The organism is Flavimobilis rhizosphaerae (assembly GCF_014852685.1).
GTDB lineage: Bacteria > Actinomycetota > Actinomycetes > Actinomycetales > Cellulomonadaceae > Flavimobilis > Flavimobilis rhizosphaerae.
Window position 1 is genome coordinate 55,739 of record NZ_JACZDF010000007.1, and the last position, 24,913, is coordinate 80,651.

General features: G+C 71.6%; 25 protein-coding genes, 1 tRNA gene and 2 pseudogenes. 14 read left to right on the forward strand and 14 right to left on the reverse strand.

Going from position 1 to position 24,913, the window contains the following annotated elements:
* Positions 1–6 precede the first annotated feature (6 nt).
* The 3 genes from IGS67_RS11780 to IGS67_RS11790 are packed head-to-tail and all read right to left on the reverse strand — an operon-like array spanning position 7 to position 1,560.
* Positions 7–483 carry a DUF421 domain-containing protein gene (locus tag IGS67_RS11780; RefSeq protein ID WP_192281293.1) on the reverse strand — a complete coding sequence of 159 codons (477 nt, stop codon included), beginning with the start codon at positions 481–483 and terminating at the stop codon, positions 7–9.
* A gap of 24 nt (positions 484–507) precedes the next feature.
* Entirely contained in the window at positions 508–1,017 is a 510-nt protein-coding gene (locus IGS67_RS11785) for a hypothetical protein (RefSeq protein WP_192281295.1), read from the reverse strand.
* Positions 1,018–1,020: 3 nt separating this feature from the next.
* On the reverse strand, positions 1,021–1,560 hold the full coding sequence (locus IGS67_RS11790) for an FHA domain-containing protein (protein WP_192281297.1): 540 nt from the start codon (positions 1,558–1,560) through the stop codon (positions 1,021–1,023).
* 299 nt (positions 1,561–1,859) lie between these two features.
* On the opposite strand from IGS67_RS11790, the gene IGS67_RS11795 reads away from it, so the two are divergent.
* From IGS67_RS11795 to IGS67_RS11830, 8 genes and pseudogenes are all read left to right on the forward strand, one after another.
* Positions 1,860–2,972, forward strand: a complete 1,113-nt coding sequence (locus IGS67_RS11795; protein ID WP_407925824.1) for a fatty acid desaturase family protein — start codon at positions 1,860–1,862, stop codon at positions 2,970–2,972.
* A 557-nt stretch (positions 2,973–3,529) separates the two neighbouring features.
* Positions 3,530–4,453, forward strand: a complete 924-nt coding sequence (locus tag IGS67_RS11800; RefSeq protein ID WP_192281299.1) for an ABC transporter ATP-binding protein — start codon at positions 3,530–3,532, stop codon at positions 4,451–4,453.
* Positions 4,450–6,099: an ABC transporter permease gene (locus IGS67_RS11805; protein WP_192281302.1), complete on the forward strand. Its 1,650-nt coding sequence runs from the start codon at positions 4,450–4,452 to the stop codon at positions 6,097–6,099. Before IGS67_RS11800 ends, IGS67_RS11805 begins: the two co-directional genes overlap by 4 nt.
* A gap of 243 nt (positions 6,100–6,342) precedes the next feature.
* Positions 6,343–7,848, forward strand: a pseudogene (gene kdpA, locus IGS67_RS11810) (potassium-transporting ATPase subunit KdpA); the annotation flags it as partial.
* 79 nt (positions 7,849–7,927) lie between these two features.
* Entirely contained in the window at positions 7,928–8,602 is a 675-nt protein-coding gene (locus IGS67_RS11815) for a SatD family protein (protein ID WP_192281304.1), read from the forward strand.
* Positions 8,599–9,444: a hypothetical protein gene (locus IGS67_RS11820; RefSeq protein WP_192281306.1), complete on the forward strand. Its 846-nt coding sequence runs from the start codon at positions 8,599–8,601 to the stop codon at positions 9,442–9,444. The genes IGS67_RS11815 and IGS67_RS11820 overlap by 4 nt, the downstream gene beginning before the upstream one ends.
* Positions 9,445–9,517: 73 nt before the next feature.
* A complete protein-coding gene (gene def / locus IGS67_RS11825) occupies positions 9,518–10,006 on the forward strand; it encodes a peptide deformylase (protein WP_102508311.1) in 489 nt (162 codons plus the stop codon).
* A gap of 161 nt (positions 10,007–10,167) precedes the next feature.
* Positions 10,168–10,668 carry a DUF3145 domain-containing protein gene (locus IGS67_RS11830; RefSeq protein ID WP_102508313.1) on the forward strand — a complete coding sequence of 167 codons (501 nt, stop codon included), beginning with the start codon at positions 10,168–10,170 and terminating at the stop codon, positions 10,666–10,668.
* 345 nt (positions 10,669–11,013) lie between these two features.
* On the opposite strand, the gene IGS67_RS11835 is transcribed toward IGS67_RS11830, so the two are convergent.
* The 5 genes from IGS67_RS11835 to IGS67_RS11855 all read right to left on the reverse strand — a co-directional run bounded on the left by IGS67_RS11835 (position 11,014) and on the right by IGS67_RS11855 (position 15,944).
* Positions 11,014–12,258, reverse strand: coding sequence for a beta-ketoacyl-[acyl-carrier-protein] synthase family protein (locus IGS67_RS11835; RefSeq protein ID WP_192281308.1), 1,245 nt, complete (start codon positions 12,256–12,258; stop codon positions 11,014–11,016).
* 84 nt (positions 12,259–12,342) lie between these two features.
* Complete coding sequence (locus tag IGS67_RS11840; protein ID WP_102508315.1) at positions 12,343–12,591, reverse strand: acyl carrier protein; 249 nt, start codon at positions 12,589–12,591, stop codon at positions 12,343–12,345.
* 92 nt (positions 12,592–12,683) lie between these two features.
* Positions 12,684–13,688, reverse strand: coding sequence for a beta-ketoacyl-ACP synthase III (locus IGS67_RS11845; RefSeq protein ID WP_192281309.1), 1,005 nt, complete (start codon positions 13,686–13,688; stop codon positions 12,684–12,686).
* The gene (locus IGS67_RS11850; RefSeq protein ID WP_192281312.1) at positions 13,685–14,662 is read right to left on the reverse strand and encodes an ACP S-malonyltransferase; all 978 of its coding nucleotides are present in this window, start codon (positions 14,660–14,662) and stop codon (positions 13,685–13,687) included. Before IGS67_RS11850 ends, IGS67_RS11845 begins: the two co-directional genes overlap by 4 nt.
* A gap of 88 nt (positions 14,663–14,750) precedes the next feature.
* Positions 14,751–15,944 carry a PucR family transcriptional regulator gene (locus IGS67_RS11855; protein ID WP_192281315.1) on the reverse strand — a complete coding sequence of 398 codons (1,194 nt, stop codon included), beginning with the start codon at positions 15,942–15,944 and terminating at the stop codon, positions 14,751–14,753.
* A 121-nt stretch (positions 15,945–16,065) separates the two neighbouring features.
* On the opposite strand from IGS67_RS11855, the gene IGS67_RS11860 reads away from it, so the two are divergent.
* Complete coding sequence (locus IGS67_RS11860) at positions 16,066–16,761, forward strand: hypothetical protein (RefSeq protein ID WP_192281318.1); 696 nt, start codon at positions 16,066–16,068, stop codon at positions 16,759–16,761.
* 111 nt (positions 16,762–16,872) lie between these two features.
* Here the strand turns inward: IGS67_RS11860 and aceE are convergent, their stop codons facing one another.
* Positions 16,873–19,620, reverse strand: coding sequence for a pyruvate dehydrogenase (acetyl-transferring), homodimeric type (gene aceE, locus IGS67_RS11865; protein WP_192281321.1), 2,748 nt, complete (start codon positions 19,618–19,620; stop codon positions 16,873–16,875).
* A 342-nt stretch (positions 19,621–19,962) separates the two neighbouring features.
* Between aceE and IGS67_RS11870 the strand changes: the two genes are divergently transcribed.
* The 3 genes from IGS67_RS11870 to IGS67_RS11880 all read left to right on the forward strand — a co-directional run bounded on the left by IGS67_RS11870 (position 19,963) and on the right by IGS67_RS11880 (position 21,065).
* The gene (locus tag IGS67_RS11870) at positions 19,963–20,397 is read left to right on the forward strand and encodes a DUF3052 domain-containing protein (RefSeq protein WP_192281324.1); all 435 of its coding nucleotides are present in this window, start codon (positions 19,963–19,965) and stop codon (positions 20,395–20,397) included.
* Positions 20,381–20,860, forward strand: a complete 480-nt coding sequence (locus tag IGS67_RS11875; protein WP_328742588.1) for a peroxiredoxin — start codon at positions 20,381–20,383, stop codon at positions 20,858–20,860. Before IGS67_RS11870 ends, IGS67_RS11875 begins: the two co-directional genes overlap by 17 nt.
* 131 nt (positions 20,861–20,991) lie before the next feature.
* A tRNA-Val gene (locus tag IGS67_RS11880) sits at positions 20,992–21,065 on the forward strand.
* Between the two features lie 52 nt (positions 21,066–21,117).
* On the opposite strand, the gene IGS67_RS11885 is transcribed toward IGS67_RS11880, so the two are convergent.
* Positions 21,118–21,702 carry a terminase large subunit domain-containing protein gene (locus tag IGS67_RS11885; RefSeq protein WP_192281327.1) on the reverse strand — a complete coding sequence of 195 codons (585 nt, stop codon included), beginning with the start codon at positions 21,700–21,702 and terminating at the stop codon, positions 21,118–21,120.
* 17 nt (positions 21,703–21,719) lie between these two features.
* Here IGS67_RS11885 and IGS67_RS11890 point away from each other — a divergent pair, with 17 nt between their 5' ends.
* Positions 21,720–22,121, forward strand: coding sequence for a hypothetical protein (locus IGS67_RS11890; protein WP_192281331.1), 402 nt, complete (start codon positions 21,720–21,722; stop codon positions 22,119–22,121).
* A gap of 2 nt (positions 22,122–22,123) precedes the next feature.
* Here the strand turns inward: IGS67_RS11890 and IGS67_RS11895 are convergent, their stop codons facing one another.
* Both IGS67_RS11895 and IGS67_RS11900 read right to left on the reverse strand, forming a co-directional pair.
* Positions 22,124–22,771 carry a hypothetical protein gene (locus IGS67_RS11895; protein WP_235978309.1) on the reverse strand — a complete coding sequence of 216 codons (648 nt, stop codon included), beginning with the start codon at positions 22,769–22,771 and terminating at the stop codon, positions 22,124–22,126.
* Positions 22,772–22,860: 89 nt separating this feature from the next.
* Positions 22,861–23,085: a hypothetical protein gene (locus IGS67_RS11900; protein WP_192281334.1), complete on the reverse strand. Its 225-nt coding sequence runs from the start codon at positions 23,083–23,085 to the stop codon at positions 22,861–22,863.
* Positions 23,086–23,257: 172 nt separating this feature from the next.
* Between IGS67_RS11900 and IGS67_RS11905 the strand changes: the two genes are divergently transcribed.
* On the forward strand, positions 23,258–23,569 hold the full coding sequence (locus tag IGS67_RS11905) for a hypothetical protein (RefSeq protein WP_192281336.1): 312 nt from the start codon (positions 23,258–23,260) through the stop codon (positions 23,567–23,569).
* Positions 23,570–23,744: 175 nt separating this feature from the next.
* Here the strand turns inward: IGS67_RS11905 and dnaN are convergent.
* Positions 23,745–24,722: pseudogene (gene dnaN / locus IGS67_RS11910) on the reverse strand (DNA polymerase III subunit beta); the annotation flags it as partial.
* Positions 24,659–24,862, reverse strand: coding sequence for a hypothetical protein (locus tag IGS67_RS11915; protein WP_192281338.1), 204 nt, complete (start codon positions 24,860–24,862; stop codon positions 24,659–24,661). The pseudogene dnaN and the gene IGS67_RS11915, both read right to left, overlap by 64 nt.
* Positions 24,863–24,913: the final 51 nt, after the last annotated feature.

The window sequence follows — 24,913 nt, forward strand, 5'->3', positions numbered from 1 at the left end:
GTAGGGTCAGCCCGCATCCGTCCCGTCGGCCGCTCCGGACGTCCCGTCAGTCGTGAAGAACGAGATCTTGCCGTTGGGCTCGAGCACCGCGAGCCGTACGCCGGCGAGGTCCTCGATGCCTTGCTGACGTGCGGCTCCGAGCAGGTCGTCGTAGGCGAGGCGCTCGCGGCGCAGGGCGCCGCGGTCGGTGACGCCCCGGGTGACGACGACGACGGGTCTGCCGGTGACGATCGCGTGGAGGCGACGGGATCGCGCGTTGAACCAGGCGAGGATGATCGTGAGGCAGGCCATCGTGCCGACGGCGAGGATCGCTCCGGTGACCGAGGAGTCCTGGCCTGTGACGCCCTGCTGGACGAGGTCGCCCATGGTGATGAAGACGATGAGCTCGAACGAGCTGAGCTCGCCGAGCGTCGAGCGGCCGACGACGCGGGTGATGGCCCACAGGACGAGGAAGACGACGGCGGCGCGGACGACGGTCTCCACGGAGGCCTCCCGGGTCTGTGATGGTCAGGGGATGAGGCGGGTGCGGATGTTGACGGGTGCGACAAGGTTGCCGTCGGGGGTGACGACGGCGACGGTCCCGGCGGCGTCGGTGTGGTGCAGGGCGCGGACGTAGGCCTCGATGTCGATCGTCAGCGTGTCGCCGGCGGGTGGTGTGAACGTCAGGTAGGTCCACGAGGCGTCGCGGGTCTGCTCGGCGGGTTCGGGTCCGGTGCTCTGCTGGTCGAGGAACCGGAGGTAGTCCGAGGTGACGGCGACGACGACGTCGTTGTCGAAGCCGCCGGCGCGGTGGACCGTGATCGTCACGGGGACGTCGAGCCCGGCTCGGGCGACGGCGGCGTGGCGGACGCTCACGGTCCAGCCGTCCTGCGCCGCGGAAGCCTCGGCGGTGCGCGTGCCGAACGCACCGAGTAGTGCAGCACCGATGACGCCGAGCAGCGCGACGGTCCCGACCGTGCGGATCAGCCACGGCGTGCGCGCCCGCGGCTCGACGTCAGCGACCGTGCTCGACGTCATGGCTCAGTCCGTGATCGGACCCGGTGCGTCGTCGTCGACCTCCGTGCCGGGCGCGACGCTCGGGGCGAGACCAGCGGCGAGGTCGGCGGGTCGCGGCGCCTGCGTTCGGCCCTCCGAGAACTCGCCGCCCTGACGTCCGCCGTAGGGGCGTCCGTGGTCGGCGCGCTCCTCGCGCCAGAAGGTGAGGACCCACGGGTCGACCTCGATGCGGGCGCCGGTGCGCAGGGCGCGGTCGCCGTCGTCGGAGGCGGAGCCGCCGCCGACGGCGCCGAGCGCGCGGACGCGGTACTCGTCACGGGCGTCGTGGTAGATCGTCACGTGGTGGGGCAGCAGGCCGTCGAGCTCGAGGTCGACGCCGGGGCCGGAACCGATAGTCAGCTCTTCCGAGGTGATCGGCACCTCGCGCGGGGCAGTGCCGTCGTCGACGAGGGTCGAGACGAAGATCTTCGGGTGGCCGGAGCCTGGTGCCGCGTGGGTCGTCGTGGGGTGGGGCCGGCCGGTGTCGTCGTACGTGCCCTCGTGAGTGTCGTCGTGGCGGATCATGCTGGGCCTCCTCGGGGGACGGTGCTCGTCTTGCAACCTGGGCGTCCGGTCTGCGGGCTTCGAACGTACCCGCCGGCCGCGTCACCTCACGTTGCGTCGTGGTGGGTGGTTCCGCAACCGCTGCGGGGAGAAGGCGGCCGTGCGCATGCGTGCAGCACCTCCACGAGGTCTCCGTGTCCACGGACGGGACTCCCGTGGACGCCTAACCTACGGTTCCGTAGGGTTGGGTCATCCGCACGACGAGCGCCCGCTCATACTCACGGCTGGGAAGTCGCCACCTGCACCGCCGGGAGACGTTGATGTCAGCCGAGACCATGCGCTACGCCGAGCGTCCGAGCCCGCGGGCCGAGGATATGCCGAACCTCACGAGCAGCTACAGCGCGCTGCTGAAGACCGTCAAGGACGCAGGCCTTCTCCGTCGCGCGCAGGGCTACTACGTCTGGACGCTCGGCACCCTCGCAGCTGCGCTCGGCGGGCTCGTCACCGCGTTCGTCCTCCTCGGCGACTCGTGGTTCCAGCTGCTCGTCGCCGCTGGCCTCGGTCTCGTGCTCACGCAGTTCGCGTTCGTCGCGCACGAGGCCGCCCACCGTCAGGTCTTCGCGTCGAACACGACGAACGACCGTGCCGGGCGATTCCTTGCGAACGTCGTCGTGGGGATCTCCTACACGTGGTGGATGCACAAGCACACGCGTCACCACGGCAACCCCAACCAGGTCGGCAAGGACCCGGACATCGAGAACGACACGATCGTCTTCACCCCCGAGGGTGCTGCGCAGCACACGGGGCTCATGGCGCTCCTCACGCGGCACCAGGGCTGGTTGTTCTTCCCGCTCCTCACGCTCGAGGGGATCAACCTCCACGTCACCGCGATCCGCTCTCTCGCGACGGGCTCGCAGGTCGGCCGCGCCGACCTGCGGACGCGCATGCTCGAGCTCGCGACGATCATCGTGCGCCTCACGGTCTACCTCGGGCTCGTCCTCTGGGCGCTTCCGCTCGGGCTCGCTGCGGCGTTCCTCGGGGTCCAGCTCGCCGTGTTCGGCGTGTACATGGGGGCGTCGTTCGCGCCCAACCACAAGGGCATGGCGATCATCCCGGCGAGCTCGCGGCTCGACTTCCTCTCGAAGCAGGTGCTGACGTCCCGCAACATCCGCGGCGGGCGGGTCATGAGCATCCTCATGGGTGGCCTCAACTTCCAGATCGAGCACCACCTCTTCCCGAGCATGCCGCGTCCGCACCTCGCACGGGCCGCGGCGATCGTGCGTGAGCGGTGCGCACAGATCGGCATGCCGTACACGGAGACGAGCCTCGTGCGCTCGTATGGGATCGTCGTGCGGTACCTCAACGAGGTGGGCCTCGGTGCGCGTGACCCCTTCGACTGCCCGATGTTCCGCGAGCTGCGCCGACAGCCGTAGCGTGCTCAGTTCGGGGCCCTGCCCGCGCTGGCGGCTTTCGGGCTGAGATCGCCCGTTCTGCCCGCTCCGGCGAGGCGCGTCGTGCGACGTGAATCACCCCGCGACGCCCTCGACGTGACGGTTCTCGAGACTACACTCCAAGTTGGTAAGGGAACCTTTCAAACTCCGGCGGGGACGATGGACGAGCGACGGACAGCAGGGGACAGCGCTCGATGCGCGGTCCGCACCACGGCGCCCGGCACACGTTCCCACCACCTGACCCCGACGCGGGTCCAGGCCCTGCAGCCGGTCGATCCCCCGTCACCGGCCGCGCAGGGCCCAGCCGCGCGCCAGGCCACGCGTGCGTGCGCGTGGTCCGCGCAGCGCTGACACCCGTCGGTACGCCGCGCCCGCGCGCGGCCACGGCCGGGCACCACTCTCCCTGGTGCCCGGCCGCTCGCATTCCGCACCCCACCCACGGGCGCTCACCGACGAACCTTGAGGTCCGACGCCGTCAGGCCTAGCGTCGGAGACGTCCCGACCGCGCAGCACGGTCGGCCTCACGGCGGAGGTCACGCATGCCCACGCAGAGAGCCCGCACAGCAGGCCCGGTCATCGAGGCGCACGGCCTCACGAAGTCGTTCGGCACCGTCCGCGCGCTCGACGGCCTCGACCTCGTGGTCCGCCCCGGCGAGGTCGCAGGCTTCCTCGGCCCCAACGGTGCGGGCAAGTCGACGACGATCCGCGTCCTCCTCGGCCTCCTGCGCGCCGACGGCGGCACGGCCCACGTCCTCGGCGGCGACCCCTGGCACGACGCCGTCGCTCTCCACCGGCGGCTCGCCTACGTCCCCGGCGAGGTCGACCTGTGGCCAGGCCTCACCGGAGCAGAGGTTCTTGACGTCCTCCTGCGACTCCGAGGCCCGGTCGACACCTCCCGACGGGACGCGCTCGTCGAACGGTTCGACCTCGACCCGACGAAGAAGATGCGGACCTACTCCAAAGGCAACCGGCAGAAGGTCGCGCTCGTCGCCGGGCTCGCGGCCGACGTCGAGCTGCTCCTCCTCGACGAGCCGACCTCCGGCCTCGACCCCCTCATGGAGGCCGTGTTCCAGGACTGCGTCCGCGAGGCGGCGGGTCGCGGCACCGCGGTGCTCCTCTCGAGCCACGTCCTCGCCGAGGTCGAGAAGCTCTGCGACACCGTGACGATCGTCCGGGCCGGGAGAACCGTCGAGGCTGGCTCGCTCGCCGAGCTGCGCCGGCTCACGCGCTCCGCCGTCACCGCGGTGACCGCCGACGACCCCGCGCACCTCGCCCACCTGCCCGGCGTGCACGCACTCCGGGTCGACGACCACCCGGACGGCGCGCGCGTGAGCCTCGACGTCGAGGACACCGACCTGCCCGGGCTGCTCGCCGCGCTCGCGACGCTCGGGCCCCGGCACCTCACGGTGCAACCCCCGTCGCTCGAGGAGCTCTTCCTGCGCCACTACGGGGATGTCGCATGACCACGGCAGCACCCGACGTGCACCGCGTCCGGGTACGGGACGCCACACGTCCGGGCGGTCTGGACGGCACCTGGGCGCTGCTGCGTCTCGCCGCACGTCGCGACCGCGTGCGCCTCCTGGTGTGGACCGCATCGATCCTCATCATGTGGGGATATGCGGCCGTCGCGCTCGACAGCCTCTTCCCGACCGCCGCGGACCGCCAGCTCCGCGGCCAGCTCATGAGCTCGCCCGCGGCCGTCATCCTCACCGGCTCGGGATTCGGCCTCGACGACTACACGCTCGGTGCGATGGTCGCCAACGAGATGGGCTTCATGGTGCTGCTCGCGCTCGCCCTCCTCGCGATCCAGACGGCCGTGCGCTCGACGCGCGCCGAGGAGGAGACGGGCGCGACCGAGATCCTGCGCGCCTCGACGGTCGGACGCCATGCGCCTGCGGTCGCGGCCTACCTCCTCGTCGTCGCCGTCAACGTCGTCATCGGCGTCGGGACGTGGGGGGTGCTCGTCGCAGTCGGGCTCGCCCCGGGGGGAGCGGCTGCGCTCGGCGCCGCGGGCGCCGCGACCGGCCTGTTCTTCGGCGCGGTCGGGATCGTCACGGCCCAGCTGACGACGCACGCGCGCTCCGCGAGCGGGCTCGCGCTCGCGGTCCTCGGTCTCGCCTGGGTCGTCCGTGCCGCCGGTGATCTTCGCGCGCAGGGCGGGTCGCCGCTGTCCTGGGCGTCGCCGCTCGCGTGGGCGCTGCAGACGCGTGCCTGCGTCGACACCCGCTGGTGGCCGCTCGGTCTGCTCGTCGTCGGTGCTGTCGTCCTCCTCGTGCTCGGGGCCCGCCTCGGTGGCCGGCGCGACCTCGGAGCGGGACTCGTGACGACGCGCCCCGGGCGCGCGTACGCGCGGGCGTCGCTCGCGGGGAGCGTCGCGCTCGCGGTGCGTCTCCAGCGGGGCTCGATCCTCGCGTGGGCCGCGGGCGTCGGCCTCGGCGCGGTCGCGACGGGCACGTTCACGGACTCGGTCTCCGGGATGGTGAGCAAGCTGCCTCAGCTCGGGGACCTTCTCGGCGACGTCGGCGCGCTCGTCGACGCGTTCGCCGCGCTCATGGTGATGTTCTTCGTCGTGCTCGTCGCCGGTTTCGCGCTCTCGTCGTTCCACCGCGTCCGCACCGAGGAGCAGCGGGGCCGGCTCGAGGTCGTCCTGTCGGCGCCCGTGGCCCGCACGCGCTGGCTCGGCGCCCAGCTCGCCGTGACGCTCGGCGCGTCCGTCGTGCTGCTCGTGCTCGCGGGGCTGGGGCTGTGGGCCGGTGCGGTGAGCGTCGGCGACGGCTCGGTGTCCGCGGGCGCCTACGTCGTCGCGGCGCTCGGGCACGTGCCCGCCGTCGCGCTGCTCGTCGCCGTCGCCGTGGTCGTCCACGGCTGGTGGCCGCGCGGCAGCGGCCTCGTGTGGGGCTGGTACGGGTTCTCGGCCGTCGCGGCCGTGTACGGCGGCCTGCTGCAGCTGCCCGGCTGGCTTCTCGACGTCGTGCCGTTCACGCACTCGCCCGTGCTGCCCGGTCCCGGGGCGTCGTGGACGGGCGCGCTCGTCATGGCGGCGCTCGCTCTCGGTCTCGGCGCGCTCGGGATCGTCGGGTTCCGACGTCGGGACGTGCCGGCCCTCTGAGCCGCCGGTCAGGGCCCCGTCAGCACGACGCCCCGCCGCGTCAGAGTTCCGTCAAGACGCCCGCCGCCGTGGCGCGGGAGGCGTAGTCCTGAGGGGAGCGCACGCCGTGCGCCGACGCCCCCCGCGTCGCCCTGCTCGGAGAGGTCCCGTCATGGCCGACCTGGCCTACCTGCTCCTCACGACGCTCGTCGTCGTCACGCTCGCGCTCGTCGTGCGCCCGTCCCGCGACGGGGGTGAACGACGGTGACGACCAGCGTGCTCCTCGCCGTCGGCCAGGCGCTCCTGCTCGTCGGCGCCCTCGCTGCGGTCCACGTACCGCTCGGCTCCTACCTCGCCCGGACGCTGACGAGCCCGCACCACACTCGCGCCGAGCGCGTCGTCTACCGCGTCCTGCGCGTCGACCCCGACGCCGAGATGCGCTGGACCGCGTACCTACGCGGCATCCTCGCGCTCACGCTCGTCTCGATCGTCGCCGTCATGCTTCTCGCACGCACGCAGGACCGCCTGCCGCTCGCGGGGGACGTCCCCGCGATGGCCCCGCACACCGCGTGGAACACCGCGGTGAGCTTCGCGACGAACACGAACTGGCAGTCCTACGCGGGCGAGACCGCCGCGACCCCGGTGCTCCATTCCGCGGGTCTCGCCGTGCAGAACTTCGTCTCGGCAGCCGTCGGCCTCGTCGTCGCGGTCGCGCTCGTGCGCGGCTTCACCCGCGCCGGGACCGACGGTCGTGTCGGCAACGTGTGGCGCGACCTCGTCCGGACCGTCGTCCGCGTGCTCCTGCCCGTCGCCGCCGTCGCGGGCCTCGTGCTCGTCGCCGGGGGAGTCGTGCAGAACCTCCACGCGCCGGCCGACGTCACGACGCTCGCGGGCGGCACGCAGACCGTCATGGGCGGGCAGATCGCCTCGCAGGAGGCCGTCAAGCTGCTCGGCACGAACGGCGGCGGGTACGTCAACGCGAACTCTGCGCACCCGTTCGAGAACCCGACGCCGTGGACGAACCTCCTCGAGATGTTCCTCATCCTCGCGATCCCCACGGCGCTGCCGAGGGCCTTCGGGATCATCGTCGGCGACCGCCGCCAGGGGCACGCGGTCCTCGCGACGATGACCACCCTGCTCGTCGGGTCCGCGACCCTTCTCACGTGGGCGGAGCTCGCCGCACCGGGGGCCGTCCCGACCGCCGCCGGCGCAGCGCTCGAGGGCAAGGAGGTGCGCTTCGGCGAGGCCGCCTCGGCGCTGTTCGCCGCCGTGACGACGGGCACGTCGACCGGCGCGGTCAACGCCGCCCACGACTCGCTCACCGCCCCCGGCGGAGGCGTCGCCCTCTTCACGATGCTCCTCGGCGAGGTCGCGCCCGGCGGTGTCGGATCGGGCCTCGCCGGCATGCTCGTTCTTGCGGTCCTCACCGTCTTCCTCGCGGGCCTCATGGTCGGCCGCACGCCCGAGTACCTCGGCAAGCGCATCGGGCGGCACGAGATGACGCTCGTCGCCGGGTACGTCCTCACGGTGCCCGCGCTCGTCCTCCTCGGGTCCGCGACGGCCGTCCTCGTCCCCGCCGCCGACGCAGCAGCCGGCGACCCGGAGCTGCTCGTGCGGCACCGGGGGCGGGTCGTGGGGCGCGAGCAGCTGCTGCGGGAGGTGTGGGGGCCGTCGGCGGTGCGGGACACGCACTACCTGCGGGTGTATGTCGCGCAGCTGCGTCGCAAGCACGAGGAGGATCCGGCGGTGCCGCAGCACCTGCTGACGAGCCCGGGCATGGGGGATCGCTCCGAGACCACCGAAGGCGTTATACCTGGCGCACTATAAGCGATCTGCTTATCATGGCGTCATGAGTAGCCTGCGGTACGCCCTCATCGTCGACATCGTCCGCTCGCGCGAGGTCCCCGACCGCGCCGCTGCGCAGACCGCCGTGCTCGACGCGTTCGCGCGCGCCCACGACGTCGTCCCGCTCGCCACCCCCCTGTGGGCGACCGTCGGCGACGAGTTCCAGGCGCTCGCGGACACCCTGCCCGCCGCACTCTGGACCGCGACCGTCGGCCGCCTCCTCCTGCCCGACGGGCTCGACGTCCGCGTCGGGATCGGACGCGGCGAGACCCGCGACGTCGCGCAGGACGGGGACGGGCCCGCGATCAAGGACGGCTCCGCGTGGTGGGCCGCGCGCGACGCGATCGACGAGGCCCACCGTCGCGCCGACCGCAAGGAGTCCCCGTGGGTGCGCACGTGGTTCCTCGACGGACCCGTGACCGACGAAGCGACGAGGACGAGCGGCCACGACCCGTCCGTGGCCGTCGTCGACGCGCAGCTTCTCGTCACGGACAGGATGATCGACGGCATGACCTCACCCCAGCGCTCCTACGTCGGTTCCGCCGCGCTCGGCCGCACCCAGGCCCAAGTGGCCGCGGAGCACGGCGTCACGCAACCTGCCGTCTCCCAGGGGCTGCGTCGCTCGGGCGGCACGGCGCTCCTCGCGGCGCTCGCGCTCCTCGAGGAGGCGGCCCGGTGACCGCGACCGTCGTCCTCGCGCTCGTCGTCGCGGCAGACGTCTCGCGGGGAGCCCGGCTCGCACCGCGGGCGCGCCGGGCGCTCGCCGCGTTCGTCGTCGCGGCCGTCGGCACGACCCTCGTCGTCGGGTTCGGCGCGCACGTCGTCACGGTCGTCGTCGGCGTGGTCGCCGCCGCCGCGTGGTCCTTGCTCGTGCCCCAGGTGGGAGCTGCCGCGGGTGCTGCCGTCGCGCCTCCTCGCGCGTGGCCCGCCGCAGCGCTCGCCGTCATCCTCGTCGCAGCCGCGCTCGTCCCTGCACCGGAGCCCGCAGGCCCTCTCGTCGACGCGTGGGCGCGGACCGTCCCCGGTCGCGCGGGCGTCCCCGTCGCGGTCGCGCTCGCCGTCCTCGTCGTGCTCGTCGGGCTCACGCGCACCGCGAACCTCGTGACGCGCGCCGCGCTCGCGCGCGCCCGCCGGGCCCCTGACGGGAACGTGCCCGTCGTCGACGACGCGGGCCGGCCGACGAACCGACGCCCGACCGGCTGGCGCCTCGCGGTGCGCGGCCGTGACGTCGCGTCCCTCAGCCCCGTCGAGGCCCCGCCGGAGCCCCGCACCGGTCCCGTCATGCGCGGCGGCCGGTACATCGGGCCCCTCGAGCGCGTCCTCGTGCTCGTGCTCGCACTCACGGGTGCGTACGGCGTCATCGCAGCGGTCCTCGCCGCGAAGGGCGTCGTGCGCTTCCCGGAGATCTCGGCGGACCGGGCGCGCGGCACCAAGGCCGAGGAGTTCCTCGTCGGCTCGCTCGTCTCGTGGGCGTGTGCCGGCGCGGGCGTGCTGCTCGTCCGGGTGAGCGGGCTCGGCTGAGGTCGTCGCCGACGCCGGCAGTGGGGGAGAGACGTGGCCCCGGACCGCTCGCGACCCGTGAAACAATCACCCCATGGCCATGAGAGACATCCGCGTTCTGCCCGACCCCGTCCTGCGCACGCCCTGCGAGCCGATCACGCAGGTCGACGACAGGGTGCGGCAGCTCGTCGCGGACCTCGTCGAGACGGTCGACGACGAGGGGCGTGCGGGTCTCGCCGCCAACCAGATCGGCGTGAGCCTTCGCGCGTTCTCGTGGAACATCGACGACGAGATCGGCTACGTCCTCAACCCGCGCATCGTCGACCTCTCGGAGGACGAGTACCAGGACGGTGACGAGGGTTGCCTCTCGGTGCCGGGCCTGTGGTTCTCGACGCGTCGCGCGTGGTACGCGAAGGTCGAGGGCGTCGACCTCGACGGCAACACGGTCGTGGTCGAGGGTGAGGAGCTCATGGCGCGCTGCCTCCAGCACGAGGTCGACCACCTCGACGGCTATCTCTACCTCGACAGGCTCGAGAAGTCGGTGCGCAAGAAGGCGATGCGCGCGCTTCGCGAGCAGCTCTGAGCCGTCGGGAGACGGCGCGGCCGCACGTCGGTCGCGCCGGCCTCTCGCCAGGACGGGCCCCGATGGGGCATGATGGTGCCGTTGCACCGTGCAGGACCGCTGGTCACCTGTGATCTGAGGACGTTGGGGAAGACGACCCTCGAGACACAAGGAGGCCTACCATGGCTGGTTCGTCGACCCGCGGTGTGCTTTTCGTGCACTCTTCGCCGCGTGCACTGTGCCCTCATGTCGAGTGGGCCACCGAGAACGTTCTTGGCGTGCGCGTCTCCCTCGACTGGATCGAGCAGCCCGTCGCGCCCGGGATGCTGCGCGCCGAGCTGTCGTGGCAGGGTGAGCCCGGCACGGGCGCACGTCTCGCGTCCGCGCTGCGTGGCTGGGCGCACCTGCGTTACGAGGTGACCGAGGAGGCGAGCCGCGGCACCGACGGCTCCCGCTGGAGCCACACCCCTGAGCTTGGGATCTTCCACGCGGCGACGGACGTCCACGGCAACGTCGTCGTGCCGGAGGACCGAGTGCGCGCGGCGCTCGAGCACGCGGACGATCCCGTGCGCATGCGGACGGAGTTGTCGCTCGCGCTCGGCCAGGCGTGGGACGACGAGCTCGAGACGTTCCGCTACGCGGGTGCGGGCGCGCCGGTCCGTTGGCTCCACCGCGTGGGCTGAGCCCAGCCCCACACCTCGCCGACGGGGGAGCGCGCGCACGAGGGTCGTCTCCACCCGCGCTCGTGCTCTCTCGGACGGATCGACGCCGTGCCCTCGTTCGACGCGCGGTACGCGTCCATCCCCCGTCACCTGTGTGGCTCGAGAGCCGATCCGACCACCTCACCTGTCCGGATCCGCTATCGAGCGCGGCCGCATCGCGCTCGATAGCGGATCCGTACGCGTCGCGCGTATGGATCCGCTATCGGACCGCCTTCCAGCATGCCGCAGGGCGGCGCTCCCCGGGGAGCGCCGCCCTGCGGCATGCACACGTCGGCGTGCGCGGCCCGCAGGCCGTGCACGCCGACGTCAGGCGTTCGTCACGACAAGCGCGACGTTGTGCCCGCCGAAGCCGAACGAGTTGTTGATCGCCGCGATGTCGCCCTCGGGCAGCGCGCGCGGCGTGTCCCGGACGAGGTCGAGCACGAGCTCGGGGTCGGGGTCGGAGACGTTGATCGTCGGCGGAGCCTGACGGTCGTGGACGGCGAGCACCGTGAAGATTGTCTCGAGCGCGCCCGCACCCCCGAGCAGGTGCCCGGTCATCGACTTCGTCGCCGAGAGCGCGACGTGGTCGGCGTCGTCGCCGAGGACGCCGCGGATCGAGCGGGCCTCGATGAGGTCGCCGACGACGGTCGACGTCGCGTGCGCGTTGACGTGGACGACCTCCTTCGCGGTGACACCCGACTCGGCGAGCGCGGCCGCCATGGCGCGGCGCTGGCCATCACCCGTCGGCTCGGGGGACGTGATGTGGTAGCCGTCGGCGGTGAGGCCGACGCCCGCGATCTTCGCGTAGACGCGCGCGCCGCGTGCCGCGGCGTGCTCGGCGGCCTCGAGGACGACGATGCCGGAGCCCTCGCCGATGACGAAGCCGTCGCGTGCGGTGTCGTAGGGGCGTGACGCCCCCGCGGGGTCGTCGTTGCGCAGCGAGAGCGTGCGCGACGCAGCGAAGGCCGCAATCGGCATGGGGTGGATCGTCGCCTCGGTGCCGCCGCACACGACGATGTCGGCGCGGCCCGAGCGGATCATCTCGAGGCCGTAGCCGATGGCCTCCGCGCCCGACGCGCAGGCCGAGACGAGCGCGTGAGCGCCGGCGCGCGCACCGAGCTCGAGCGACACGAACGCGGTCGCCGAGTTCGGCATGAGCATGGGGACCGTCATGGGCAGGACGCGGCGCGCACCCTTCTCGCGCAGGGTGTCCCACGCGTCAAGCGTCGTCCAGATGCCGCCGATGCCCGAGGACACGACAGTGCCGAGCCGGTCGCCGTCGACCTCGGGTGAGCCCGCGTCGGCCCACGCCTCGCGGGCCGCGATCATCGCGTACTGCGTCGAGGGGTCCATGCGCTTGATCTCGGGGCGGGGCAGCACCTCGTCGGGAGCGACCTTGATGGTCGCGCCGAACTCGACGGGGATGCCGTACTTCACGGACCAGTCGTTGTCGAAAGTCCGGGCGCCGGACTCGCCTGCGAGGGCGGCGCGCCAGGTGGAGGCCACGTCCCCACCCAGGGGGGTGGTGGCGCCGAGGCCGGTGACGACGACGTCGCGAGGGGTGGTCATGGTGGTCTCCTCAGGAAAGCTGGGGTCGTGCAGGGTTGGCTGGGCGCCGGTCCCGGGCCGCGTGCGGCCCGGGACGCAGACGGCTCAGGCCTGGGCGTTCGTGATGAACGAGACGGCGTCGCCGACGGTGGCGAGGTTCTTGACGTCGTCGTCGGGGATGGTGACGCCGAACTTGTCCTCGGCGTGCGTGACGATCGTCATCATCGACAGCGAGTCGATGTCGAGGTCGTCCGTGAAGGACTTCTCGGAGGTGACGGTGTCGGCCGGAAGGCCCGTCTCCTCGGCGACGATCTCGGCGAGCCCGGCGAGGACCTCGTTCTCGGTGTAAGCCATGGGGTTGCTCCTTCGGTTGGTCGCCGCGTGCGGCGGTGGGGTGGTGAGGGTGCTGCTTCCCGTCGCCGCGGGCGGCGACGGACGTGGTGGGGCTACGGGACGACGATGACCTGGGCCGCGTAGACGAGGCCGGCGCCGAAGCCGATCTGGAGGAGGACGTCGCCGCTCTTCGCGGTGCCCTCGCGGACGAGGCGCTCGGTCGCGAGGGGGATCGACGCGGCCGACGTGTTGCCCGTGTCCGCGATGTCGCGGCCGACGACGACGTCGTCGCGGAGGCCGAGCTGCTTGATCATCTGGTCGATGATCCGCATGTTCGCCTGGTGGGGGACGAAGACGTCGATGTCGGCGGGCGTGAGGCCGGCGGCCTCGACGGCTTTGAGAGCGACGGGGCCCATCTGGAAGGCGGCCCACTTGAAGACGGACGGGCCGTCCTGGCGGAGGGTCGGCCACTCGGCGCCCTCGACGCCCGCGGTTTCGTTCCACGGCGCCGTCTGACGGATGGCGTCGGCCTTCGAGCCGTCCGAGCCCCAGACCGTCGGGCCGATGCCGGGGAAGTCGGAGGGGCCGACGATCGCGGCGCCGCCGCCGTCGCCGAGGAGGAAGGAGATCGAGCGGTCGGTCGGGTCGATGAAGTCGCTCATCTTCTCGGCGCCGATGACGAGCACGTGGCGCGCGGCACCCGAGCGGACGAGCGCGTCGGCCTGGCCGATGCCGTACGCGTAGCCCGCGCACGCGGCCGAGATGTCGTAGGCGGCGGCGGGGTTCGCGCCGATGCGGTCGGCGACGATCGCGGCGCCCGCGGGGGTCTGCGCGAAGTACGTGACGGTCGAGAGGATGACGACGTCGATGTCGGCGCCTGTGAGACCGGCCTTCGCGAGGACGTCGAGCGCCGCGGCCTCGGCGAGGTCGAGCACGTCCGTGTCGGTGCCCGCACGGCGGCGCGTGACGATGCCCGTGCGCTGACGGATCCACTCGTCGGAGGAGTCGATCGGGCCTGCGATGTCGTCGTTCGTCACGACGTTCTCGCCGCGGACGCCGCCGATCGCGAGGATGCGCGAGAACTGGGGGCCGGTGGCCTGGGTGAGCTGCGCGGTCACGCGGGGATCTCCTCGGTGGGGATGGTGGTGCCGGAGTGGCGGGCGACGAGGTCGCGTGCTGCGGCGAGGTCGTCGGGAGACTTCACGGCGACGAGCTCGACGCCCTTGAGGGCGCGCTTAGCGAGGCCCGTGAGGACGCCGCCGGGGGCGAGCTCGACGATCGCGGTGACGCCGAGCGACGCGAAAGTCTCCTGGCAGAGGTCCCAGCGGACGGGGGCGACGACCTGGCGGCCGAGGTGGTCGAGGACCTGCGCGGCCGTGCCGAAGCCGTGGGCGCCGCCGGTGTAGGCAGCGCCGTCGAGGTTCGAGACGAGGGGGAGCGTCGGGTCGGCGGCGTCCCACGCGGCGGCGACGGGCGCGAACTCGGCGCGCGCGGCCTCCATGAACGGCGAGTGGAACGCGCCGGCGACCTGGAGCGGGATGACGCGAGCGCGCGTCGGGGGCTGCTCGGCGAGGCGCGCAAGGCCCTCGAGCGAGCCGGCGGCGACGACCTGGCCGGCGCCGTTGACGTTCGCGGGGACGAGGCCAGCGGCCTCGATCGCGGCGAGGACCTCGGCGGGGTCGCCGCCGAGGACAGCGCTCATGCCGGTCGCCTCGGCGGCAGCGGCGACCGCCATCGCGCGGGCGCGTCGGGCGACGAGCCCGACGGCGCCCGCGTCGGTGAGGACACCGGCGACGGCCGCGGCGGCGAGCTCACCGACCGAGTGGCCAGCGGTGACGTCGACCGTGCCCGCTGCAGGGGCGTCACCGAGCACCTCACGGAGCGCGACGAGCGAGGCGGCGACGATGAGGGGCTGGGCGACTGCCGTGTCCCGGATCGTCTCGGCGTCGGACGTCGTGCCGTGGGCGACGAGGTCGAGGTCGGCGGCGGCCCCGAGCTCGTCGAGGCGTGCACGCACGCCGTCGATCTCGAGCCACGGGGCGAACATGCCGGGGGTCTGGGAGCCCTGGCCTGGGCACAGTACGGCGATCACTCGTCAACCTTGCCTTCCGGGGGGTGCGTGCGGCCCGTGACGACGCGCACCAAGTGTGCGAGACGACGTTGTGAGAAACCTACAAGACCTAGGGAAGGCGGGGAATCTCGTGACGCTCGAGCTCGCCGAGGGCGAGCGCGACCTGGAGGACGAACGACTCCCGGGCGTCGAGCGGGTCCCAGCCTGTGAGCTCGGCGACCTTCCGGAGGCGGTAGCGCACGGTGTTGGGGTGGACGTAGAGCGAGCGCGCCGCAGCCTCGAGCGAACGCCCCGTGCCGAGGTACGCCGAGAGCGTCTCGAGGACGGAGCCCGTGCTTGCACTCAGCGGCGCGTAGGCGGTGTCGACGAGGGTCCGGCGGGCGAGCCGGTCGCCGACGAGGACGCGTTCGGGCAGGAGGTCGTCGGCGTGGACGGGGCGGGGGGCCTGCGGCCACGCGGGGGCCGCGGCGAGCGCGGCGAGGGCCGCGGCCGCGCTGCGCCCGGCCTCGGAGATCGAGCCGACGACGGGCCCGATGACGACGGGGCCGGGGCCGAAGCGGGCGACGAGCGAGCGGGCCGCCTCGAGGAGGTTGTCGCCGCCGCCGAGGACGAGGACGACCCGGTCCGACTGGATGCCGACGAGCACGTCGTCGACGAGCCGGCGGGTCGCGCGTCGCAGCTCCGCCGAGCGCACCTCGTCGAGCCTGGTCGTCGTCGTCCCGACCATGACGAGGACGTTCGCGGCGCCCGACCAGCCGAGGGCCGCGACGCGCGAGCGGACTGCGTCGTCGTTCTCGCCGCGCATGAGCGCGTCGACCGTGAGCGCCTCGAGGCGTGCGTCCCACGCGCCGCGCATCTCGGCGGCACGCGCGTAGACCTCGGCAGCGGAGAACGCGACCTCGCGCGAGTACCGCAGGACGGCTTCCCGCAGGTCGCGCTCCTGACCGGGGACAGCGAGCCGGTCGGAGTGTGCCTCGACGACCTCGACCGCGAGGCGCACGAGCTGGAGCGTCTGCTGGAGCGAGATCGCCTGCGTGAGCTCGGGCGGCGCGGCCGAGAAGATCTCGCCGACACCCGTCGCGTTCGCTGGGTCGGTGTACCACTCGATGAACGCCGAGACCGCCGAGCTCACGACGACGCCGATCCACGAGCGGTCGTCGGCCTGCAGGTCGCGGTACCACGAGAGCTCGGCGTCGAGCTGGGCGAGCGCGGCCTTCGTGAGCATGCTCGCGCCCTCACGAACACGGCGAAGGTTCTCGTCGTCGACGTGTGCGTCGTCGGGCATGGCCAGGGGCGGGGTCATGGGGTGAGCATACGGCCCCGGTTGTGGGGTAGCGACAAAACCCGGGGTATGCCGCTCTCGGGCGGCGAGACGGGGCGGATCTGCCCGGGACACCAGACCTTGAAGCGGATATGGTCAAGTCATGGCTGTCTTCCCGAAGTTCCGCAAGCTCTTCCAGCGACCTGCCCCGGTCTCACGGGTCGGCGCACGGCGTCCGACGAGCGCGACGCCGGCAGGGGACGAGCCCCGGGAGGACCGGCTGCGGTCGCGGCTCGCGAGCGATCCCAACGACGTGGGTGCGTTCCGCGAGCTCGCCGAGCTCGTCCGACGCCGCGCCGACGGCCCGCCCCCTGCCGAGGACCCGCTCGTGCCCGCGGAGGACGTCGAGACTGCGGAGCAGGAGCGCGCCCGGCGCGGTGACCTTGCCGTGTGGGCGCTCGCCGAGGAGCTCGCGGGGCACCCACGCGCCTGGTACCCGCTCGTCGAGCTGGCGAGGCTCTCGGTCGCGGAGGACCACGAGCAGGCCGTGCGCAGGCTCGTCACCGCGCACGAGCGCGACACGACCGGCACGGCCCTCGCGCACGGTCTCGGAGTTCTGCGGGACGCAGACCGACCTCACGAGGCCCTTGCGCTCGGCACCGGGCACTGGCGTGCCCGCGAGCACGACCTCGAGGTTGGACGCCACCTCGTCCTCGCCGCGCTTGAGGCCGGTCGCCCGGACGAGGCCGAGCGTCACCTCGCGGCGATCGACCAGCACCCGGACCGGCTGCGGGCGGCGCAGATGCACACCGAGCTCCGCGCGGCGCTCGACGAGGCGTCGGACAGCTCGACGGCCTGAACCCGCGCGCGCCACGCGCGTCCGGCTGCCGCGAGACTCTCGCACGAACGGCAGGAGCCCCGCACCTCACGGTGCGGGGCTCCTGCCGTTCGTCAGCGAGGACGGGCTCCGTCAGGAGTCGCCGCCCACCGAGCCGGACGTGCCGGCCGTGACGTCGTGGATCCGGTACTTCTCGATCGCCTGCGCGGGGGCGTCGGCCGCGACCTCGCCGCGGGCCGCGAGGGCCTGCAGCACGCGGACGGCCGTCGAGGGCCCGTCGATCTTGAAGTAGCGGCGCGCCGCGGCGCGGGTGTCGGAGAAGCCGAAGCCGTCCGCACCGAGCACGTGGTACTCGCCAGGGATCCAGGCACGGACCTGGTCCTGCACGAGCTTGTCGTAGTCGCTCGTGGCGATGAACGGGCCCTGAGCGTCGGCGAGCTTCTGCGTGAGGTACGCCGTCCGACGCTCCTCGCCAGGGTGGAGGAAGTTGTGCTCGTCGACGGCGAGGCCGTCGCGGCGCAGCTCGAGCCAGCTCGTCACCGACCACACGTCCGCCTGGACGCCCCAGTCGGCCGCGAGGATCTCGGCGGCCTCGAGGGCCCAGAGCACACCGACGCCGGACGAGAGGATCTGCGCGCGCGGGCCCTCTCCCTCGGCACGGTGGATGCGGTGGATGCCCTTGAGGATGCCGTCGACGTCGACGTCCGCCGGCTCGGCAGGCTGACGCATCGGCTCGTTGTAGACCGTGAGGTAGTAGACGACGTCACGGTCGCGGCCGCCGTTGTCCTGGCCGTACATGCGCTCGAGACCGTCGCGCACGATGTGCCGGATCTCGTAGCCGTACGCGGGGTCGTAGTGGACCATGTGCGGCATCGTGCCCGCGAGGAGCGGCGAGTGGCCGTCGGCGTGCTGGAGGCCCTCGCCCGTGAGGGTCGTGCGGCCTGCGGTCGCACCGATGAGGAACCCTCGCGTCAGCTGGTCGCCGGCCGCCCAGAACTGGTCGCCCGTCCGCTGGAACCCGAACATCGAGTAGTAGAAGTAGAACGGGATGAGCGGCTCGCCGTGCGTCGCGTACGACGTGCCGACGGCCTGGAAGGCGGAAGCCGAACCGGCCTCGTTGATGCCTGTGTGCATGATCTGGCCGGACTCGGACTCCCGGTAGGAGAGCATGAGCTCGGCGTCGACCGGCGTGTAGTTCTGGCCGAGCGTGTTGAAGATCTTCGCGCTCGGGAAGATCGAGTCGAGACCGAAGGTCCGCGCCTCGTCCGGGATGATCGGGACGATGCGGTGGCCGAACTCCTTGTCGCGCACGAGGTCCTTGAAGAGGCGCACGAGCGCCATCGTCGTCGCGACTTCCTGCTGACCCGAGCCCTTGGCGAGCAGCTCGTAGGCCTTGTCGCCGGGCAGGGTGAGCTCGGTGTGCTTCGTGCGGCGCTCCGGGACGAACCCGCCGAGCGCGCGGCGGCGCTCGAGCATGTACTGGATCGTCGGGTCCTCGGGGCCGGGGTTGTAGTACGGCGGCATGTACGGCTCGGCGTCGATCTGCTCGTCCGTGATCGGGATGTGCAGCGTGTCGCGCAGCGTCTTGAGCTCAGCGTTCTTGAGCTTCTTCATCTGGTGCGTCGAGTTGCGTCCCGCGAAGCCCGAGCCGAGGCCGTAGCCCTTGACGGTATGCGCGAGGATGACGGTCGGCTGGCCCGTGTGGGCACGCGCCGCGGCGTAAGCCGCGAAGATCTTGCGGTAGTCGTGGCCGCCGCGCTTGAGGGCCCAGATCTCGTCGTCCGACATGTTCTCGACGAGCGCCTTGGTGCGCGGGTCGCGGCCGAAGAAGTGCTCGCGGATGTACGCGCCGTCGTTCGCGCGGAACGTCTGGTAGTCGCCGTCGACCGTCTGGTTCATGAGGTTGACGAGCGCGCGGTCCTTGTCGGCGTTGAGCAGGACGTCCCACTCGCGGCCCCAGATGACCTTGATGACGTTCCAGCCGGCGCCGCGGAACTGTGCCTCGAGCTCCTGGATGATCTTGCCGTTGCCACGGACGGGGCCGTCGAGGCGCTGGAGGTTGCAGTTGACGACGAACGTGAGGTTGTCGAGCTGCTGCTGCGCAGCGAGCTGGAGCATGCCGCGCGACTCGGGCTCGTCCATCTCGCCGTCGCCGAGGAACGCCCAGACGTCCTGCTGCGACGTGTCCTTGATGCCGCGCTCGTGGAGGTAACGGTTCGTCCACGCCTGATAGATCGCGGACGACGGGCCGAGGCCCATCGAGACCGTCGGGAACTCCCAGAGCTCAGGGGCGAGGCGCGGGTGCGGGTACGACGGCAGGCCGCCGCCCTCGTGCGAGTGCTCCTGGCGGAAGCCGTCGAGCTGGTGCTCGCTCAGGCGGCCCTCGAGGAGTCCGCGCGCGTAGACACCGGGGGAGGCGTGGCCCTGGAAGTAGACCTGGTCGCCGCCGCCGGGGTGGTCCTTGCCGCGGAAGAAGTGGTTGAGCCCGACCTCGTAGAGCGTCGCGACGGACGCGTACGACGAGATGTGGCCGCCGACGCCGATGCCCGGTCGCTGCGCGCGCGTCACCATGACGGCGGCGTTCCAGCGGATCCACGAGCGGTAGCGGCGCTCCATGACCTCGTCGCCCGGGAAGTAGGGCTCCTCGTGCACGCCGATCGTGTTGACGTACGGGGTTGCGAACGAGGTCGGGATCGCAACGTTGCGCTCCCGGGCCCGCTTGAGCAGGTTGAGCAGGACGTAGCGTGCGCGCGGGCCGCCACGGTCGTCGATGAGCCCGTCCAGCGCCTCGACCCATTCCGCCGTCTCGGCGGGGTCGAAGTCGGGGACCTGGCTCAGCAGGCCGTTGATGAGCGGGCGCGTCTCGTCGTGCGATGCCACCAGAAACCTCTTCATCTCCTCGGGAGCCCGCACCCGCAGGTGCGGGAGGGGCCGGGCCGGTCCTCGGCGGTGCGGTGTGCCGCTGCCCGCGTCGGGTGGTGCCGAACCATTGTGTTCACCACAGGGCGGCAAAGTCACACCCACGGGGCCTCCAACGGGCGTGACGTCCATGACACTCTACGTTTTGACCACCGGGCGCGGCGGGGCGCGTCGCAGGGCGGACACCGGGACGGAGGCCCGTCCCGTGGACTAGGTTGGGTGCGTGGGCCCCGTTCCGGGCCCACGGCGACGGCGCCCCAGGCGGCTGCCGTCGTCGGAGGATGCGAGAGAAGGCGGACACAGGTGGCGACGAGCACGGACCCGGGTAGCGCGACGGGCGCGACGGGTGTGGACAGGCTGGGCTTCGAGGACGGGCATCTCGTCCAGGAGTTCGGGTATGCCGAGGACGTCGACCACGACGTCCGCGATGCGATCGCCGATCTCACGGGTGCTGACCTCGCGGACGAGGACTTCGACGACGTCGTCGACGGCGCGATCGTCTGGTTCCGCGACGGTGAGGGCGAGGACCTCACGGACACCCTCGTCGACGTCCAGACGGTGCTCGACGACGGGGCGCCCATCTGGGTGTTCACGCCCAAGCCTGGGCGTCGCGGCCACGTCGGCCACAGCGACATCCAGGAGGCGGCGACGACCGCGGGCCTGCACGCGACGAGCACGTTCTCGCTCGCCGAGGACTGGTCGGCGACGAAGCTCGGCACGCGTGGCCGAGGCCGCTGACGTGACGGGCATCCCGCAGGTCGGCGAGCCGGCACCCGACTTCACGCTCCAGGACGTCCACGGCACGCCCGTGACGCTCTCCGACCTGCGTGGCACGCCCGTGCTCGTCGTCTTCTTCCCGTTCGCGTTCTCGGGGATCTGCACGGGCGAGATGTGCGAGATCCGCGACAACCTCGAGGACTTCGAGGACGCGGGCGTCCGCGTGCTGGCGATCTCGTGCGACCCCGTCTACTCGTTGCGCGCGTGGTCCGAGCAGGAGGGCTACGACTTCGACCTGCTGAGCGACTTCTGGCCGCACGGCGAGGTCGCGCGGGCGTACGGCGTGCTCGACGAGAACCGAGGCCTCGCGATCCGCGGCAGCTTCCTCGTCGACGAGGACGGTGTCATCCGATGGAGCATCGTCAACGCTCCCGGCGAGAAGCGCGCGTTCTCCGGCTACCACCAGGCGCTCACGCTCGTCTGAGCTGCGCTGAGCTGCGCTGAGGCGCGGCACGACGACGGACGACCTCCCGGGCGGCCGGCGCTCGGCGTGCTCAGGATGCGGGAGGTTGCGCGACGCGCCGACGCCGAACGGGTATCGTGTGACCGCTTCAAGGGCCTGTAGCTCAGCTGGTTAGAGCGCCACGCTTACACCGTGGACGTCGGGGGTTCGAGTCCCTCCGGGCCCACCCTTCGAAAACGGCAGGATTCCGCGGTTCACGCGGTGTCCGGCAGGCCAGATCAGCGGTTGCAGGCACGATCTGAGGTTCCCCAGGAGCCGCGGGACATGACTTCGGAATCGGCTTCCTCGCGACCCTTGACGGGGTCGTCGATGATGAGGATGTCGACGGGCCGGCCGGTGAACTGGCCTCCCACACCGCCGGTGAACACGCCGCCGTCGTGGCCGGCCAGCTGCCATTCGTTCTGCGCTGACAGGTCTGATCGGACCGTGAGGCCGAGTGTGTCGCCGTGTTGTGCGATGTCGTCGCGAATGGCGCGGCCCCACCGGCGGGCGATGTTCGATTCGTGCGACGCGATGCCGACGCGCAGGTCCGGGTTTTGGGTGAGTGCCCACAGGGGGAAACGTCGTGAGGCGCGCGGGCTCTTGCCCTCCTGTGGCGGCATGGAAATGACGAGCCGCGAGTCGGGTGTGTTGAACGCTTCGACGAGGGCGGCGTCGATGACGTCGAGCGCCGGGGTTTGCCGGGACTTGGGATCGATCGCGCGAGCGAGTTCGCCCGGTGTTTCCCAGCGGGGGTGGGATGGCGGGTCGAACATGCGTGCGGCGTGCTCCGCCCACGAGGCTGTGGCCGTGTGCGCCGTCATGCCGCGATACTCGGAGCATGTGGCGTCGACGGGGTAAGCGATGGAAGTCCGCGAACGTGCTCCGAACGACGAGCGCGAGCGGCAAGAAGGTTGGCGACTACGGCCCACTGAGCGAGGACCGCTGGAACGATGGCACGCCACCGATGCATGGCTTCAAGGCGGGGACGGCGACGGAGCGCGTCCGTGAACTCGATCTGGGCGACCGCATCAGGGTCGAGCGCCGCGAGAAGCACTGGTACGCCGTCGGCCCCGGCGGTGACTATGGCCAGCTTCGCTGGCGCGCTGGGGACTCCCCGATCATGACGAAGTCGGGTGTCGCGGTTCACCTTCCTGCGAGCGGGACGCTCGAGATCTCTTGGCTCGAGGTCTCCGCTGAGAACGAAGTGATCGACGTAGGTGGCGTCGTCTATCCCGACTGACATCAGGCGCCACCGCTAGCCAGCAGCCTCAGCCGTGCCGGAACGACGGTTGCCACCTTCTGCTGCTGCTCGATCGTGAGTCCAAGGTCATCCAGGATCGCGCGGATCACAGCCGCGACCTGCTCACCCTGAGCCTCCGCCAACCGCACCCGACGCTCCTCCACACCCGCACGCAGCGCCGCGGAACACACCGCCACCAGGTGCGCACGCTCCTTCTCGTACAGCGTGTACCAAACAGACGGGACACTCGCCTCCGTCACCTCCGACGCCGGATACCCATCCGCGTCCAGCACGCCCGACTTCTCCTTCGTCTTCCCCCACACGAGCTGCTGCCGCACAAACTCCTTCACCCGGTCCCGAAGCCAGTCGACGTGGCCGGCCGTCCACCGCACCTCTTCGAGGAGCGCTTCCGACGGGGAGATGTCGCGCTGGATGCCGAGCATTTCGACGGCCTTCTGCGCCTGCCGGGCGGCCTTCTCCTCCTCCACCCTGCGTGCCGCGGCCGCGCGAGCCTTCTTCGATCCCGACCCGTGTGCGAGGCACGTCTTGGCGCCCTTGATGGCCCACTTCTTGCAGCGCTCACCGGATCGTTTGCTGGTGGCGGTGCATTGGCGGTCCATGTGTCTCCGATCCGAGGGGTTGTGTGTCACGGAATGTGATCCGAGGGGGTGGTTTCGTGATACAGAAAACTCCCCCCGGCCCGTGGTGTGGGGTCGGGGGGAGTGTCCGTGTGGGGGTGTCAGTCGAGGATGACGATCTCCTCGAATCCTGGTCCGCTGATCTCGAGCTGCTGCCTGACGACCCTGAGGGTCACCGACGTACTGCTTGACGTGTTTGCTACCCCGCTGGCGAAGTGCTCGATCCGCTCGATGGTGCCTGTCGCGGTCGACCCGTTGGTGGAGGTTACTTGGGCCATGTGCCCGATGTGGCGGCGGGTGAGATCCTGCGTCCTGACTCTTGCCATGTGAGTTCCCTTCCCTGTTGCCCCCTGGGTGTGGGCGTGTGGGTCACACCGTAGCGGGAGGGACGGACAACGGCGGGTACCGCTGTGGGCGGCTTCCCGATCGATTGCAGGGACCAGGGGATGGGCGCGGCGAGACTCAGGCGTTGGGCTCACGGTCCGCTACGGTTCGCCCATGTTCCTTGGTGTGGTGGCGGCCCTGGCGGCTGCAGTGGGTACGGGGTTGCAGGCGTGGCAGGCGTTCGTCGACATGGCGGCGACGGAGGACGCGGTCTTAGCTGTTGCCGTGCAGGATCTTCGTGATGAGGTCCCTCGGCGGAGGGTCCGTCTGCGGCGTGAGCAACGCGCGATCGTGAAGCAGCTCTTGGAGGAGAGCCCGACTGAGCGTGCTGCGTGGCGTCGTCTGCGGAGGTTCCTGTACTCGTGGGGCCTGCTGTGCATCGCGGCGCTCTACGTGCTCGTCGAGCAGGTGTTGGCGGTGCTCTAACTGGAGAAGCGGATGGGGACGAGCAGGTATCGGTAGTCGTCAACGGGCTCCGAGTTGGCGTTGACCCCGGTGAAGAGCACGGGCTTCGACGGGTGTGTGAACCCGATCTGGGCGTGGGGGTGTCGAGTGCGGTGAGGCCGTCGATGAGGAACGTCGGGTTGAACGCGACCGACATGTCGTCGCCTTCGGTCTCACACGGCAGGGTCTCGGTGGCGTCGGCGGAGTCGTTGCTGCCCGCCGTGAGCGTCACCTCTGTTGCGGTGAATGCGAGGCGGATGGGGGTGTTGCGTTCGGCGACGAGGGACACGCGCTTGACGGCGTCGACGAGTTCGGACACGTTGACGTGCGCGACCGTGGGTGTCTCGTCGGGGAAGAGGCGGCGGACGGGCGGGTAGTCGCTGTCGACGGGGACGGTGGTGATGGTGGTGGCGCCGTACGTGAGTGCGATGAGCCGGTCGGTGAGGGCGATCTGGACGGGGCCGGTGCGGCCCTTGACGGCGTCGAGGAGTGCCTTGGCGCGGACCTGCCACGTGCCGGCCATGGTGCCGGGGTGGGGGAGGGTGCGGTGCGCGAGCCGGTACCGGTCGGTAGCGAGGATGTCGATGGCACCGTCGACGGCTTCAACGCGGAGTGCGGCGAGCATCGGCAGCGTGTCGTCACGGGACACTGCGACAGCGGCCTGGGTGAGGGCGTGCGCGAACTCGCCAGCGTCGAGCTCTGTCGTCAGTGGCGGGATCTCCGGGAGGGAGGGGAAGTCCTCGACGGGCATCGTCAGCAGCGAGAAGCGCGCGGCGCCAGCCTTGATGACGACCGTGCTGCCGGTGACCTCGAGGGTGACGGGCTTGTTCGGGAGGGACTTGACGACGTCGGCGAGCAGCCTGCCCTGGACGAGTACGCGCCCGGGGGCGTCGACGTCGGCGCGGATCGTCGAGCGGTGGCTGGTCTCGTAGTCGAACGCCTTGAGCGTGAGGGACGTGGCGTCGGCTTCGAGGAGGATGCCAGCGAGGACGGGGGCGGCTGGTCGGGCCGGGATGATGCGGGCGGCAGCGTGCGTGGCGTCAGCGAGGACGTCGCGGTCGATGGTGAGCTTCACGGGAGTCGCTTCCTGTAGGTGAGGTAGATGGTGAGGGCGGTGATGGGGAGGGCGGGCCATGCCCAGGCGATGAGGGCGCCGGCGATGGCGTAGCGCGCTTCGGTGGTGCGGCCTTCTTCGGTCCAGAGGCGGGAGGCGGCGATCATGCATGCGGCCCACCCTGCGGTGATGAGTGCCCAGAGGATGATGAGGGCGGTCATGCTGCGTTGAGGATGTAGATCGCGGCGGCGACGAGGACGATCGCGAGTGCG

Excerpts from the sequence above, each read along its gene's own strand:
- IGS67_RS11785 (WP_192281295.1), bottom strand. The coding sequence starts at position 1,017 with ATGACGTCGAGCACGGTCGCTGACGTCGAGCCGCGGGCGCGCACGCCG.
- IGS67_RS11790 (WP_192281297.1), bottom strand. The coding sequence starts at position 1,560 with ATGATCCGCCACGACGACACTCACGAGGGCACGTACGACGACACCGGC.
- IGS67_RS11795 (WP_407925824.1), top strand. The coding sequence starts at position 1,860 with ATGTCAGCCGAGACCATGCGCTACGCCGAGCGTCCGAGCCCGCGGGCC.
- IGS67_RS11800 (WP_192281299.1), top strand. The coding sequence starts at position 3,530 with ATGCCCACGCAGAGAGCCCGCACAGCAGGCCCGGTCATCGAGGCGCAC.
- IGS67_RS11805 (WP_192281302.1), top strand. The coding sequence starts at position 4,450 with ATGACCACGGCAGCACCCGACGTGCACCGCGTCCGGGTACGGGACGCC.
- IGS67_RS11815 (WP_192281304.1), top strand. The coding sequence starts at position 7,928 with ATGAGTAGCCTGCGGTACGCCCTCATCGTCGACATCGTCCGCTCGCGC.
- def (WP_102508311.1), top strand. The coding sequence starts at position 9,518 with ATGGCCATGAGAGACATCCGCGTTCTGCCCGACCCCGTCCTGCGCACG.
- IGS67_RS11830 (WP_102508313.1), top strand. The coding sequence starts at position 10,168 with ATGGCTGGTTCGTCGACCCGCGGTGTGCTTTTCGTGCACTCTTCGCCG.
- IGS67_RS11835 (WP_192281308.1), bottom strand. The coding sequence starts at position 12,258 with ATGACCACCCCTCGCGACGTCGTCGTCACCGGCCTCGGCGCCACCACC.
- IGS67_RS11840 (WP_102508315.1), bottom strand. The coding sequence starts at position 12,591 with ATGGCTTACACCGAGAACGAGGTCCTCGCCGGGCTCGCCGAGATCGTC.
- IGS67_RS11855 (WP_192281315.1), bottom strand. The coding sequence starts at position 15,944 with ATGACCCCGCCCCTGGCCATGCCCGACGACGCACACGTCGACGACGAG.
- IGS67_RS11860 (WP_192281318.1), top strand. The coding sequence starts at position 16,066 with ATGGCTGTCTTCCCGAAGTTCCGCAAGCTCTTCCAGCGACCTGCCCCG.
- IGS67_RS11885 (WP_192281327.1), bottom strand. The coding sequence starts at position 21,702 with ATGACGGCGCACACGGCCACAGCCTCGTGGGCGGAGCACGCCGCACGC.
- IGS67_RS11890 (WP_192281331.1), top strand. The coding sequence starts at position 21,720 with ATGTGGCGTCGACGGGGTAAGCGATGGAAGTCCGCGAACGTGCTCCGA.
- IGS67_RS11900 (WP_192281334.1), bottom strand. The coding sequence starts at position 23,085 with ATGGCAAGAGTCAGGACGCAGGATCTCACCCGCCGCCACATCGGGCAC.
- IGS67_RS11905 (WP_192281336.1), top strand. The coding sequence starts at position 23,258 with ATGTTCCTTGGTGTGGTGGCGGCCCTGGCGGCTGCAGTGGGTACGGGG.
- IGS67_RS11915 (WP_192281338.1), bottom strand. The coding sequence starts at position 24,862 with ATGACCGCCCTCATCATCCTCTGGGCACTCATCACCGCAGGGTGGGCC.